This is a genomic window from Pseudoalteromonas luteoviolacea NCIMB 1944 (assembly GCF_001625565.1).
GTDB lineage: Bacteria > Pseudomonadota > Gammaproteobacteria > Enterobacterales > Alteromonadaceae > Pseudoalteromonas > Pseudoalteromonas luteoviolacea_F.
Window position 1 is genome coordinate 522,599 of sequence record NZ_AUXS01000075.1, and the last position, 13,483, is coordinate 536,081.

Sequence of the window (13,483 nt, forward strand, 5' to 3'; positions counted from 1 at the left end):
TGCTTTAGCTAAGCAAATCTTTTAGGCAGCGGTTAACTAGCTGGTCGGCTTGTCGTGTGGTTTCCGGGAGGCGATATTTGGGAGTGAGTTTATTTATCCATTCTATCGCTGTATCTATGCTTACCCTGTGACCAATTGAAACAAATACAGGCTTAACACCGTCTTGTGTTCTCAACACTTTTCCAATACATGTTTGAGCATCTATTAGATCCGCGCAGCTGCCTTTTTGGCTATCTGGCATCTGATATTCACCTACTAATTTGGTTTTACCACACCCTATGGTTGGTATATCAAGTAGAACGCCTAAATGGCTCGCCATACCAAAGCGCTTTGGGTGTGCTATGCCGTGACCATCGCAGACAATTAAATCGGGCGATACAGAAAGCCTGTTGATAGCACTGAGAAGTGGTGGTATTTCTCGAAAAGAAAAAAGCCCTGGAATATAAGGAAAACTTATCGACTCTACAACACTACAGGATTCAATCACTTTAAGCGTTTTTGCATCTAAGAGTACAGCGGCACCGACAACTTGGTTACTGTCTTCATCATAAGCAACATCGACACCAGCAATTGTGTCTATATGCGCCAATTTATCAGAGGTAATGACTTTGTCGGCGAAGGATGTCTGGATCTCTATTGCTTGTTCTTCGGTTTGTGGTGCATCGTATTGGATCATGCTGACTACTAATAATGGACAAGAGTGACCAATAGAATAGAGATTAAAAATCTAAATTCAATGGTATTGTGCTTCAAAAGGGCACGTTTGAGAGTGTAAGTACCTTTACATATTGCGTAAAAGTGTAAAGGCACTAGCAATTTCAATAGTTGATTGAGGTTCTAAAGTCATACCTAAAACCAACAGACAGCGAGTCAAAATCTTGGTTGTTGGTGTAAGATTTAGTTAGGTATTCAAAGTGTACGCGCAGTGGTGGGGTGGGTAGCCACTCCAAAGTTACGTTGTACCCGTCATAGCTTTGATTGCTTGGATCGCCGTTATTATAACCATCGTCAAAATCAAAGTAGCCAGTTTTAAGCTTATAGTACTTATTCAATTTGTAGGCAAATGACAAATCTAGCGTTGAGCCATCTCTATCTGCAACATTTTCTCTTTCATAGGTTTTATCTTGATAAGACACTGCAGCATAAAACCTATCGGTAAACTCATATGCCAAGGAGCCTGCCCACAGAGAGTTTTCACCGAGTCGTACTTGTTGGTCGTATACATCATTCATTTGATAGGTAATCGCAGCGTGCAAACCGTTTTTGTTATAACTGACACCCGCATTAAATAAGTCATTGTTATTGTCATTGTTGTCACCATCAAATTGGCCGACGGCAACAAGGGTAATAGGACCTGTATCAAGGCGATAACTAATTAGATTATCGACAAAAAAGAGGCTTTCAACATCGTACGCAAAGGGGCTATTTGCATGATTAAATATGTCGACATACTCGGCAATAAACAGGTATTGTGCAGGGCGTTGTTTACCGATCCCAAAGCGCCCTACAGGCGTAACAAGGGCGGTGTAAGCGCGGCGTGAACGGCCAAACTCTCCGGTATTTTGAACATCAATACTCCATTCGCCATGCAGTTCTGCGGCCCAGTCATCATTAAACCTATGGGTGGCCTTAACGCCAGCATGAGACAGGGCATCACGTACATCGTATTGGTCTTCACCTCTATCTTCAATTCGGCCAAACGTTGGGCGCATGGTTGCATATACATCAAGGGTGTGAGTTTTGGCCTCTTTGTTAACCTTTGGCGCAGGTGCCTCAGTCTTCGCCACATCTTTAGGTTGGGGATTTTGGTTTATAAATCGTCGTTTCAGCTCAGCGAGCTGGGCTTCTAGCGCTTTAATGTCTTCCATTGTGACAGGTCGGTTATCATTTGCAAAAACCGGGTAAGCAAATGAAGAGCAAAGGAGTATAAGAACAAAAGGAGAGCCGCTCGCTGTTTTCATAGTGTTTAAACCAATTAGTTGCGATAAAGCGAATTATAGACAACACTTTTCGATGATGACTGATTTTTTTTGGCGAACAACTATGAAGATTAGAACCAAGTTTTCAGTCGCTTCTGCGCTGGTGGTGTTTATTATTATCCTAGTGTTCAGTGGCTCCACATACTGGTTTATCAACAATTCAATGAAGCAAAAAACAGCAGCTTATGTAGCGGATACGACGCAACTGCTCGCAATAAGTATTAATAACTGGCTGTCTCAAAAAGCTGCGCAAGTACATTTAGTTAAAACGCAGTTAGACGTTGATTTTAGCGTAGAAAATTTTCAAAAGGCATTGAACACTCCCTATTTTAGTAGCTCATTTTTATTGGCATTTGGTACGGTTGAAACAGAAACTGGACTCAGATCAAATAATCCAAACCGTCAAAACCCACCTGGTGTCGACTTTAGGCAGCGTGCTTGGTACACGCTGGCTAAACAGCAAGGTAAAACAGTGTTTACTAGCCCTTACGTTGATGCCGCGACGGGCGAATTGCTACTTTCAGTGGTGTCACCGGTTAACTATCAAGGGCAATTTAAAGGGGTAATTGGCGGTGATTTAAGTTTGACGACAATTGCCAACAGTATCAATGCAGTCGATTTTGACAATACTGGTTTCGCATTTTTAGTTGATAAAGAAGGCGAGATTATTTCGCATCAACAAACAGAACTAAATGGTAAAACATTGCGGGATATCTCCCCAAACTTGTCTCTGTCCAAAATGCAATCAGTGCTTGAGGTAGAGGTTCGCGGGAAAGAGCATATTGTGTATTACTACCCTTTGGATCATCAATATGGAAACGTGTGGTATCTGGCGGTGATGCTTGATAAAGATAAAGTTTATCAAGTGTTAAACCAAATGACGGTCAATACATTTATTATTGCGATCATTGCCATTGTGCTAGGTTCTTTAACGATTAGAACATTGGCTATTCATTTGTTGAAACCATTAAAAGAGCTTGAGGCTGCGATAACAAATATAGCTTCAGGCAGTGGCGACCTTACGCAGCGTTTGACGATAAAAAATGACGATGAGTGCGGCAAGGTGGCACAGCAATTTAATATATTCTTAGGCTCATTACATCAACTTGTATCGCAAGTGAAACATGGTACGGACATTGTGGTATCAAGTAGTGACGCGGCTAGAGAGTTGGCGACACAGTCTAGTTCTCGTTTGCAGGAGCAAGTTGGTTTAGTGGAAAGTTTGGCAACCGCCATGCATGAAATGAGTACGACTTCTAGCGAGATCGCAGGCAGTGCGCAAAATGCAGCCAGTTCTATTACAACAGTAAATGACAAAACGCGCGATGGGCAGCAGGTTTTCTTAGAAACGAAAAAGGAAATATCGGCACTGTCTGAAGAGATTAATGAATCTCACGCTATGAGTACGCAGCTAGCCGAATATAGCCATAGCATCGAGAACATCCTATCGGTGATCAATGGGATTGCAGAGCAGACCAATTTACTTGCATTAAATGCAGCAATTGAGGCCGCGAGAGCGGGTGAGCAGGGGCGTGGATTTGCTGTGGTAGCAGATGAGGTTAGGTCTTTGGCGACAAAAACCCAAGAGTCCACAACCGAAATCAAAAGTATGATTGAGCAAATTCAGGTATCTTCAAACCAAGTGCAAAACGCGATGGGAGCAAGTCGGGACAAAACGTTACTATGTGTTGAACAAACAGAGCATGCGACACAAATGCTGAACGAGATTTCCGAATCGGTGAAAGATATCATGGATCGTAATATTCAAATTGCAACGGCCATTGAAGAACAAAGTGTGGTCATTGAAGAGATCAATAAAAATACCGCCAATATTAATGATATCAGTGTAGAAGTAGATAGTTTCTCGAGCCAGCAATATGAAGCGAGCCAAGAGCTTGCGCAACAATCTCACGAACAAGAAGTACTACTTTCAAAGTTCACTCTTTGACATAGCTAGGTGTTTTCAGTCGATTAAAAAGCACGTATCATTTTAGTTTAATGAAAACACCTGTGTTTGAGGAAGAGTTTATGGCCATATGGGTTGATGCAGATGCCTGTCCTGTCGTAATTAGAGAAATTTTGTTTCGTGCCGCTGTACGGACACAGGTTACTGTGACCTTGGTTGCCAATCAGTATTTAAAGACACCCCCTTCTCCGTATATTTGTAAACTGCAAGTGAGTGCGGGTTTTGATGTGGCTGACAATGAAATTGTAAAACGCATGTCTGCGGGTGATTTGGTGATAACCAGTGATATTCCTCTGGCAGCAGAAGTTATTGAAAAAGGTGGACTGGCGCTAAGCACTCGAGGGGAAATGTATACCACAGAAAATATTCGTGCTCGCTTAAATATGCGTGACTTCATGGATACTCTAAGAAGTAGTGGCGTGCAAACTGGGGGACCACCACCATTGAGCCAAAGCGAAAAGCAACAATTTGCAAATTGTCTAGATAGATGGTTGCAGCAGCACAAAACAAATCAAGCTTAACTTCAATGTGCACAGCCTTCTTCGGCAAAATTGGCTGTGCACTTACCTCCTCTTGCTAAATATTATTTATTGATTTATCCCTTGCGATTGTATCGAGTTTATGGACATTATTATTCTGTCTGAAACTTGAGATGACGGTGTAAAGCTGTCTAACCGCTAAGGAGTATTCAATTGATAAGAGCGATGACAAAACAAGACTTTAGAGAATTCTGGCCAGTATTTAAAGATGTTATATTACAGCAAGAAACCTATGCCTTTGACCCTAAAATGGATGAAGACCTTGCATATCAGATTTGGTGCGAAGAACCGCTCAAAGCTTTTATCTACGAAGACAATGGACAAGTGATTGGGAGCTACTACCTCAAAGCAAATGCGATGGGTCCGAGTGACCACATCTGTAATTGCGGCTATATGGTCTCGCCGCAGGCGCGTGGGAAGGGAGTGGCAAGAAAGTTATGTGAACATTCACAACAACAGGCACGATTACTGGGGTTTCGAGCCATGCAGTTTAATTCTGTGGTGTCAAGCAATCAAATTGCTGTCGCACTTTGGAAAAAGCTAGGTTACGAGATCATTGGAACTATCCCCAAAGCTTATCGACACCGCCACTTAGGTTTGGTTGACAGTTACATAATGTATAAGTGGCTAGAGTAAAAAATAAAAAGGCGTCAATATGAACAAGGATTTGGCATTTTACTATTTAGCAGATAAACCAGAGTATTTACCGACTGTGGCTGCTTGGTACTATAAAGAATGGTGTGAGCACAGTGGCCGCTATTCCTTATCTGAATTAACTGAAAAGCTAGAAAAGTCTTTAAATAAAAGCGAGTTACCCCTAAGTATCATTGCACTTAAAAATGATGAGCTGGTTGCAGCTGCTGAACTAAAGCTTCGAGAAATGGAAGCGTATCCGCAATACGAACATTGGTTAGGTGGGGTATATGTTGCCCCCGAAGCGAGAGGCAAGCAATTGGCCACTGCATTGGTTAGTTATCTTTTGGATAAAGCTAAAATGGCGAACATCGAGACGCTTTATTTGCAAACCGAGCATTTGCAAGGAGGTTTGTATTGTGAGCTGGGGTTTAAGCCTCTATTTGAGACCGAATCAAAAGGCTATCAGGTATTGGTTATGAGCAAAGAGTTATAAGGGGTGAGATGATCACGGGCATTAATCATATTACGCTGTCAGTGAGCAATTTGATGCGTTCCATAGAGTTTTATCAAAACTTGGGGGCGATTGCACATGTACGTTGGCAAAGTGGCGCATATTTATCTTTTGGGGAATTGTGGCTGTGTCTTAGTATTTGTGAACAGCCCAGTAGTAAATTAAACGCACAAGAAGACTATACACATTTTGCATTGAACATTGAGCCAGAGAATTTCATCGAATATCGGCAAAAGGTTGAACGTCTGGAATTACAACACTGGCAGCAAAATAGAAGTGAAGGTGAGTCTCTTTACATTCTTGACCCTGATGGTCATAAATTGGAAGTGCACGTGGGCTCAATGCAAAGCCGCTTAAACAGTTTAAAAGCTAATCCCTACAACGAGTTGGTATGGTATGAAGAACATTAATTGAACCATGATAAAGCGTTAGCACTGTTTTAAATTTGGCAACGGATTGTTGTTAATGTTATTACATAACAATGGTTTACAGGGTTTTTTTCAAATTCTAAAATTGACATTATGACTTGCACTAATTATATTATCAGCTCATTTATAATGCTAAGGTGCTACCTTGAGTGTCAGAATAATTGTCAACGTTATGCTTATGATAGTGATTGCTTTGCAGTCAGTATCTTCGGTTGCTTCGTTGTCAGATCTCCATTTAGTTGACGCACAGCATTTGCAAACCACCCACCTTCATCAGCATGATGAACGTGTAACCACTGTGGTTGAACTAGATGAGCATGGACACGCCATTCAAGATTGCCACCATTGCGGTCACTGTTCAGGAAGTCACACTTCTTGGGTAACTGTTCAACCTTCGACAAATACCATTTTAAAAACTACTTTAAGTACTTTTACAGTCCCTGACGCGCAGATACGTAAAAGAGTCGAGTCAAAATATAAACCTCCCATTTTATCATAAGCTTTTAACTTTTAGCTCGTCGAGCGTTGCCTACAGCATAAATACGGCGAGCGTATAAATTAAACGCTTAGTGAGAGCTATACCCCAAGTCAGATCTGGCAGCAAAGACTAAGTAAAGAAATACGTGAATGTTTATTCACGTGGTTTTGTCATGCCGACAACACTTCCATATGTCAATGGAGGTGGTGTTATTTTGTGCATGACTTTGCCACCCGGGCTCATGAATTATGTAACTTAGCCTGAGGTTGGCAAATGGAGGTTTTATTAATGAATATTAAGACAAAACGATACTTGCAACTCATGCTTTTCCTTTTTGGTATACACAGCCAAAGTATATTAGCCGCGTCGTCGGAGCATGGTCACTCGGCACAAGTGGATAGTCATGGTGATGCTACGAATGATCATCAACATGAAGAAACGCATAAACATGGCACTAGGTTGGAAGATGAAATAAACACTGTTGCTCTAACTAAAGCACAGCGTCTTTTGGCTGGCATTGAAGTAGCTGATATTTACCCAAAAGAGTTTCACCAGAGTTATTACGCACCAGCAGAAGTAAAAGCGAATGGCTATACCAGCTACATAGTGTCTCCAAGAACAGAGTCAGTGGTGGTGAGCCGTCATGTAATATTGGGTGAAAAAGTTAAAAAAGGGCAAAAGTTAGTTACCTTGTTTAGCCATGACATGGCGCAAGCTCAGGCTAACTACCTGCTGGCAAAAAGTGATTGGCAGCGAGTAGAAAAACTGGCGAGTAATGCTATCAGTGAGAGTGAACGAGTTGCCGTGAAAACCAAATACAGCGCGGCGTACGGACAACTTGTTGCATTAGGACTGAGTGACTTGGCAATAAAGTCACTACAATCCTCAGCCAGTGATACGCTGGGACAATACTCGCTTGTTGCGCAACAAGCAGGCATTGTGTTGAAGGATGAGTTTTCTCAGGGACAAAGAATTTCTGCTGGAAGCGCACTGATGTTATTGGCGGATGAAAGCACACTTTGGGTTGAGGCCAAGTTGTCTGTTGAAGCGGAACTTGAACCAAAAACTATAGCGACTGCTTTAGTTTCTTTCAAAAACTACGAATACGTTGCCAAAGTGATCCAGCAAACACACACCATAGATACCAAAACACGGACTAAAATCATTCGGCTTTCAGTCGAAAATAAAGACGATGTATTGCATGCAGGCATGTTTGTCGATGTGAACTTTCTTGTTCCCTCTGCGCAAAAAGCAATGTTAGTGCCTGAATCGGCTGTAATGCGCAATGAAGAGCAAAATTGGGTTGTTTTTGTTGAACAGCCCGACGCGTCGTTTTTACCAACCGAAATACGTTTAGGTTCTCAAATTAATGAAGAGCGTATTGTGTTTGGCTTGCCAAGTGGTAGCCGTATTGCAGTTAAGGGCGCATTTTTTATTGCTTCAGAGTTCGCTAAAAGTGGCTTTGATCCGCATAACCATTGAGGGTAAAAATGATGCTAAATAATACTATTTTATGGGCGGTCAATAACCGATATCTAGTCCTTATTGCGGTTATCATACTCATGGTTGCGAGTATTTTTTCAGTTCAGAAAATAAACTTAGATGCCTTTCCTGACGTAACTAGCACACAGGTTGTTGTCAATACAGAAGCCCCAGGGCTTGCCGCGCAAGAAGTTGAGCAATTGATCACCTTTCCGATAGAGGCCGTGATGTATGCATTGCCAGATGTAGAAGAGGTGAGATCTATCTCTAAAACAGGGCTGTCTGGGGTTACTGTTGTGTTCAAAGAACGCGTGGATATTTATTTCGCCAGACAATTAGTATTTGAACGTCTGCAAGATGCCAAAGAATTGATCCCTACAGGGGCTGGCACACCAAAGATGGGGCCAAATACTTCTGGTTTAGGACAAGTATTTCAGTATCTCCTAGTTTCAGAAGAGGGGGCTGGCTTTGACAAAATGGCATTGAGAAGTCTCAATGATTGGCTTGTAAAATTGTTACTGATGCCAGTTGATGGTGTAACGGATGTACTGTCATTTGGTGGTGAAGTTCGACAGTATCAAGTCAATTTAAATCCCAAAAAGTTATTGGCATATCAGCTGAGTCAGTCAGATGTAAACACTGCGTTGGATGAAAACAATGTGAATGCGGGTGGCTGGTATATAAACCGAGGGCAGGAGCAGTTAGTGATCAGGGGCGCAGGTTGGTATGCCAGTGGAGAGCAAGGTATTGCACAGATTGCGCAGGTACCCGTTAAGGTAGTCGATGGTACAGTGATTACAATTGCCGATGTAGCAAGTGTTGGGTTTGGTACAGAGATACGTCAAGGTGCTGTTACCATGACACGCCGTGATAGCTCTGGAGATATGCGTGCTATGGGGGAAGTGGTCTCTGGCATCGTACTTAAACGAAGTGGTGCAAACAGCAAAGATACGATAGACGCGATCCACCAAAGGCTTGATTACATACAGCAAGCGCTGCCCAAGGGGGTAAAACTAATTCCGTTTTACGATCAAGCTGATTTAGTAGAGCAAGCCGTAACAACTGTCGTCAAAGCACTTGGGTTAGCGTTTGTTTTCATCACATTTATATTGTCGCTATTTTTATTGAATATAAGAGCAACACTATTGGTTCTTATCTCTATCCCATTGTCTATTGGGTTGGCGATGATGACCATGACTTGGATGGGAGTGTCAGCCAATTTAATGTCACTGGGCGGCGTTGCCATTGCAATCGGTATGTTGGTAGATGGATCTGTTGTCATGATCGAAAATATTGTGCGAAAGCTTAATATACGAGCAGGCAAAGCGAAGGAAAACCAAGAGAGTATAACTACCTTGGTAAGTAATGCTGCTCAGGAAGTTGCACGTTCAATCTTTTTTGCGTCTTTGGTCATTTTAATTGTGTTTTTGCCTCTATTTAGTTTCGAAGGAGTTGAAGCTAAAATGTTTGAACCTATGGCCACGAGCATTATGCTCGCGATTGTTTTTGCGATCATAGTGGCTTTAATGATTGTTCCTGCATTGGCTTGCATTTCTTATCGGCTAAATTTTAAGCCCCGAACCCATCAATTATTTACACGTTTAGAGACAGTTTATCGAGCAAGTTTGTTAGGAGTTATGTCCAGCAAGCGAGTATTGTTAGCGGCCTTGATTGTTTTAATCGGCCTCAGTGCTTTTCTAGCATCAAAGATAGGTACTGAGTTTATGCCGGAACTAGAAGAAGGGACCATAAATTTACGTGTGACGCTGGCCTCATCTGCTAGTTTAGATACTGCGCTGAGCGTGGCGCCCAAAATAGAAGAAAGGTTATTGGCATTTCCTGAAGTCACTTACGCGCTGAGCAGGATAGGGCGTGCGGAAATTGGTGGGGATCCGGAGCCAGTTAATAATATAGAAATTTATATTGGGTTAAAGCCAATTGAGCAGTGGCAAAGTGCTCATAGTCGCACAGAATTACAGGCTCTGATGAAAGAGAAGCTCGAAGTGTTCCCTGGGGTATTACTTAATTTCTCACAACCAATTGCAACGCGCGTTGATGAATTACTTTCTGGTGTTAAAGCACAGCTGGCAATTAAGCTATTTGGCCCTGACCTTGAGGTTTTGGCTGCAAAAGGAGCTGAACTCGAACGAGCAATCAGTCAAGTGGAGGGGACTACTGATGTGGCCATGGAACAAATTACCGGTGAAGCGCAGTTATTGATAACCCCTAAAAGGCAGGCTTTATCAAGATATGGTCTGTCAGTTTCAGATGTGATGTCAATTATCAATGATGGTGTTGGAGGGAAGAGGGGCGGCCAGATCGTCAATGGTAACGAGCGTTACGATATTTATATACGGTTGGAATCACAATTTCGTAAAAATGCACAGGCCATTGCCGAGATGACCTTACTGTCTCCGCAGGGAGAATGGATCAGGTTGGGTGATGTAGCAAATATTGAGCTGAGTTCTGGCGCAGTACAAATTAGACGTGATGATGTGCAACGGCGTGTAGTCATACAAGCGAATGTGCAAGGGCAGGATATGGGGAGTGTTGTGGCCAATGTTCGACAGCAAATTGCATCAAAAGTCGATCTGCCTGCAGGGTATACCGTGTCGATAGGAGGACAATTTGAAAGTCAACAACGTGCGCAGCACCGTTTGCAAGTGATAGTTCCCTTGTCGATATTGCTTATTGCATTGATGTTGTTCCTAGCATTTAATTCTGTGAGGCAAGTTGTCCTTATCTTACTTAATATTCCACTAGCGATTGCCGGGGGAATTATTGCGCTCTATTTTTCTGGTTTATATTTATCAGTTGCCAGCTCTGTTGGCTTTATTACGTTATTTGGGGTTGCGATTTTAAATGGCGTGGTGATGATCGAAAGCATCAATGCGAGGTGCAATAGTCAGAAGCAGCTGTTGGCTGTTTTAGATGGAGCAACATCTAGATTACGACCGGTACTTATGACTGCAACGACATCTGCATTGGGTTTGATACCTATGATATTGTCGCAAGGTGTTGGAGCGGAGCTGCAAAAACCCATTGCGATAGTAGTGGTTGGCGGTTTAGTTAGCTCGACATTGTTGACTTTATTTGTGCTGCCAAGCTTTTATCCTGTATTTACACCGAAAAGAGGGTGTGATAAATCTGAATTGAATTAGCATGCAATCATATATTAGGCTCTTTCAAGGGCCTAATATTTGGAGTGTATTAAAATGGTACGGCAATTTGCGAGTTTTAACGAGTTTTATCAATTCTACCTGACGGAGCATAGCAATAAAAACTGTCGACGAATGCACTTTATCGGCTCAGCTCTAGTGCTTGTTACACTATTTGTGAGCATCATCTTGCAGCTATGGGCGTTGCTGATACTTCTCCCTCTTTTTGGTTATGGCTTTGCGTGGTTTGGGCACTTTTTTTTCGAAGGTAATAGGCCCGCAACTTTTACTTACCCATTTTATAGCTTGTTAGCTGATTGGGTGATGTTTAAAGATATCATCACCCGAAAAGTAACTATTTAGTTATTGTATTTGGCTCTGTCTTTACTGGCTGGTTAAGAAGATAGACTGCACATAGTGCGAAGGCCCCACCAAGAAACATTGTTAAACTGAGTGACTCGTTAAAATACCAAATGGACATACCCATAGCTGTTACTGGTACGATAAAAATAAATGAACTTGATCGGCTTGGGCCAAGTTGCTGTGTTGCCAAAAAGAAAATGCTGGTGGCAATACTGACAACAATAATCGACAGGTAAAACATATGATACCAATAGGTGGCAGAGTAACTCGTGATATTTTGTATCGGTGACAGATCATAAGCAAAAATATAACTTAACAGAGTTGCCCAAAAATACATTAACGTGCTGAAGGTAAGAAAATCGCAAAATTTTGTACCTTGCTTGCTGATAAGCGTTAAGAAGGCCCAAGTTAATGATGCAAGTAAAAAGTAAGCATTACCGGATGCCAGTATTTGTGCGGTATCGAAGTGCCACACTTCAATCATGAATAAGCCACCAACTAAGCCTAACATACATCCCAACACCTGCTTAGTAGATAAAGCAATACGTAAAATCATAGTGCTAAGAATAATCGTAAATATTGGATTGGTAGTTGTAACTAGCATGCCGCCTTTACCAGGTAATCCGTCGAGCAAGCCGAGGAAGAAAAACTGGTTATACATCGCCATTAGGGTGCCTGCTGGTAATGACCACAAGATGGCTTTTTTAGAGCAAAATAATTTTTGTAACTTGGCTTTTCTTACAAACAAAAGAATGGGCAGCATACTGAGTGTGGCAAGTGCAATACGATAAAAAACAGTGACTTTTGCAGGAGCCATATCTGCAATAATTTTGCCCGATATCCAGCTCGAACCCCATATCAGCATCGCTGTTATCAGGGCAAATATGACGCTCGTGTCCTTTGATGAAGTGTCTAATACGGTTGTGGACATTATTTTCCTCGCAAATCGAAAGATCAGGCTTAAATGTTCGCGGTTGATTTAAGGTTGATAGGATTGATGTGGCGCTAGAGTAACACTGCTTTTCTAAAAAACTTACATTAATCGACGAAATTGTATACTTTATTTAATTAATGTATTTAACAATAGCATTGGTAGTATATGCTAGCTACGCATGATTATTTAATTAAGTACGATATGGAAACTTGCCATTAAAGTAATTTAGAACTAAATATCGGATTGCTAGGTACATTGTATAAAACGTACTTCTATAAACTGAAAATGATATCCGTTAAAACTATAAAAACACTTGTTACACGCATGCTGTAATGCCCCGTAATTGCATTTAATCCTAATATCCCTATAGTTGCACATAGATTATCCAGTTTGAGGGAAACGCTATGTCTGCTAAGGTAACCGTTACATTTATTAATAAAACAGATACACCAATGTTTGCGTTCTTATGCCAAGAAAACCAGATACTTGCATTGACCCTTACGCAGATTTTTCCGGGCTCTGCATATAGATTATCTGAAGAAGTTGATTGTTTCGATGACCTACGAGTTGGATTTGGAAATTCTTGGTCAGAAGCTGAACTTGAAATGCAATTAAATGTTAAAAGAGGCATAACCGACTTTAATGTTACCCTAGACCGTGAAGGAGCAATGGAAATAGTTACAAACGGTGATCTGAAATTAAAGCGTAAACATTATTTCTATGATGTGGCAATTGGCCATTAGTCAGTTTTGATATCAAAAGCTTTTTTAAACCATTACTTAGTAGAGCGTAGATTAAAGTAGTAACTCTTTGTCTGCGTTCAAAGAACCTACTGCATAACATCAATATCTCTTTAACCTTTCCACTTTCTTTTTGATATTTATCTATTAAATTACATTTTTTATAAAAAACACTTGATCCAAATTTGGATCTCCCTATAATGCGCATCCACTGACACGGCGGGCTGCAAGAGAAAACGCAAACCAAAGTGAAGGTCAAAGTTAAACGG

Annotated in this window: 13 protein-coding genes; 10 read left to right on the forward strand and 3 right to left on the reverse strand. The window is 41.5% G+C overall.

Going from position 1 to position 13,483, the window contains the following annotated elements:
* Window positions 1-4: 4 nt before the first annotated feature.
* Together nfi and N483_RS24620 are read right to left on the reverse strand one after the other, a co-directional pair.
* On the reverse strand, window positions 5-676 hold the full coding sequence (gene nfi / locus N483_RS24615) for a deoxyribonuclease V (protein WP_023401344.1): 672 nt from the start codon (window positions 674-676) through the stop codon (window positions 5-7).
* Between the two features lie 142 nt (window positions 677-818).
* The gene (locus N483_RS24620; protein WP_023401345.1) at window positions 819-1,961 is read right to left on the reverse strand and encodes a porin; all 1,143 of its coding nucleotides are present in this window, start codon (window positions 1,959-1,961) and stop codon (window positions 819-821) included.
* An 82-nt stretch (window positions 1,962-2,043) separates the two neighbouring features.
* On the opposite strand from N483_RS24620, the gene N483_RS24625 reads away from it, so the two are divergent.
* The 9 genes from N483_RS24625 (at window position 2,044) to N483_RS24665 (ending at window position 11,540) form a co-directional block, all read left to right on the forward strand.
* Complete coding sequence (locus N483_RS24625; protein ID WP_036977165.1) at window positions 2,044-3,927, forward strand: methyl-accepting chemotaxis protein; 1,884 nt, start codon at window positions 2,044-2,046, stop codon at window positions 3,925-3,927.
* An 80-nt stretch (window positions 3,928-4,007) separates the two neighbouring features.
* A complete protein-coding gene (locus N483_RS24630) occupies window positions 4,008-4,466 on the forward strand; it encodes a YaiI/YqxD family protein (protein ID WP_023401347.1) in 459 nt (152 codons plus the stop codon).
* A gap of 171 nt (window positions 4,467-4,637) precedes the next feature.
* On the forward strand, window positions 4,638-5,120 hold the full coding sequence (locus N483_RS24635; RefSeq protein WP_023401348.1) for a GNAT family N-acetyltransferase: 483 nt from the start codon (window positions 4,638-4,640) through the stop codon (window positions 5,118-5,120).
* 19 nt (window positions 5,121-5,139) lie between these two features.
* Entirely contained in the window at window positions 5,140-5,613 is a 474-nt protein-coding gene (locus tag N483_RS24640) for a GNAT family N-acetyltransferase (RefSeq protein ID WP_023401349.1), read from the forward strand.
* Window positions 5,614-5,621: 8 nt separating this feature from the next.
* Window positions 5,622-6,041 (forward strand): fosfomycin resistance glutathione transferase, encoded by a 420-nt coding sequence (locus N483_RS24645; protein WP_023401350.1) that lies wholly within the window; start codon window positions 5,622-5,624, stop codon window positions 6,039-6,041.
* A gap of 163 nt (window positions 6,042-6,204) precedes the next feature.
* Window positions 6,205-6,558: a hypothetical protein gene (locus N483_RS24650; protein ID WP_023401351.1), complete on the forward strand. Its 354-nt coding sequence runs from the start codon at window positions 6,205-6,207 to the stop codon at window positions 6,556-6,558.
* Between the two features lie 267 nt (window positions 6,559-6,825).
* On the forward strand, window positions 6,826-8,019 hold the full coding sequence (locus N483_RS24655; protein WP_023401352.1) for an efflux RND transporter periplasmic adaptor subunit: 1,194 nt from the start codon (window positions 6,826-6,828) through the stop codon (window positions 8,017-8,019).
* Between the two features lie 11 nt (window positions 8,020-8,030).
* Window positions 8,031-11,180 carry an efflux RND transporter permease subunit gene (locus N483_RS24660; protein WP_036977173.1) on the forward strand — a complete coding sequence of 1,050 codons (3,150 nt, stop codon included), beginning with the start codon at window positions 8,031-8,033 and terminating at the stop codon, window positions 11,178-11,180.
* Between the two features lie 54 nt (window positions 11,181-11,234).
* Window positions 11,235-11,540, forward strand: coding sequence for a DUF962 domain-containing protein (locus N483_RS24665; RefSeq protein ID WP_023401354.1), 306 nt, complete (start codon window positions 11,235-11,237; stop codon window positions 11,538-11,540).
* Here the strand turns inward: N483_RS24665 and N483_RS24670 are convergent.
* On the reverse strand, window positions 11,533-12,471 hold the full coding sequence (locus N483_RS24670) for a DMT family transporter (protein ID WP_023401355.1): 939 nt from the start codon (window positions 12,469-12,471) through the stop codon (window positions 11,533-11,535). The two genes, N483_RS24665 and N483_RS24670, sit on opposite strands and share 8 nt — an antisense overlap.
* Window positions 12,472-12,878: 407 nt before the next feature.
* Between N483_RS24670 and N483_RS24675 the strand changes: the two genes are divergently transcribed.
* Window positions 12,879-13,217: a hypothetical protein gene (locus N483_RS24675; RefSeq protein ID WP_023401356.1), complete on the forward strand. Its 339-nt coding sequence runs from the start codon at window positions 12,879-12,881 to the stop codon at window positions 13,215-13,217.
* Window positions 13,218-13,483: the final 266 nt, after the last annotated feature.

What these genes read in the sequence shown, in the direction of transcription:
- nfi (WP_023401344.1), bottom strand. Translation starts at nt 676, where the DNA reads ATGATCCAATACGATGCACCACAAACCGAAGAACAAGCAATAGAGATC.
- N483_RS24620 (WP_023401345.1), bottom strand. Translation starts at nt 1,961, where the DNA reads ATGAAAACAGCGAGCGGCTCTCCTTTTGTTCTTATACTCCTTTGCTCT.
- N483_RS24625 (WP_036977165.1), top strand. Translation starts at nt 2,044, where the DNA reads ATGAAGATTAGAACCAAGTTTTCAGTCGCTTCTGCGCTGGTGGTGTTT.
- N483_RS24630 (WP_023401347.1), top strand. Translation starts at nt 4,008, where the DNA reads ATGGCCATATGGGTTGATGCAGATGCCTGTCCTGTCGTAATTAGAGAA.
- N483_RS24640 (WP_023401349.1), top strand. Translation starts at nt 5,140, where the DNA reads ATGAACAAGGATTTGGCATTTTACTATTTAGCAGATAAACCAGAGTAT.
- N483_RS24645 (WP_023401350.1), top strand. Translation starts at nt 5,622, where the DNA reads ATGATCACGGGCATTAATCATATTACGCTGTCAGTGAGCAATTTGATG.
- N483_RS24655 (WP_023401352.1), top strand. Translation starts at nt 6,826, where the DNA reads ATGAATATTAAGACAAAACGATACTTGCAACTCATGCTTTTCCTTTTT.
- N483_RS24660 (WP_036977173.1), top strand. Translation starts at nt 8,031, where the DNA reads ATGCTAAATAATACTATTTTATGGGCGGTCAATAACCGATATCTAGTC.
- N483_RS24665 (WP_023401354.1), top strand. Translation starts at nt 11,235, where the DNA reads ATGGTACGGCAATTTGCGAGTTTTAACGAGTTTTATCAATTCTACCTG.
- N483_RS24670 (WP_023401355.1), bottom strand. Translation starts at nt 12,471, where the DNA reads ATGTCCACAACCGTATTAGACACTTCATCAAAGGACACGAGCGTCATA.
- N483_RS24675 (WP_023401356.1), top strand. Translation starts at nt 12,879, where the DNA reads ATGTCTGCTAAGGTAACCGTTACATTTATTAATAAAACAGATACACCA.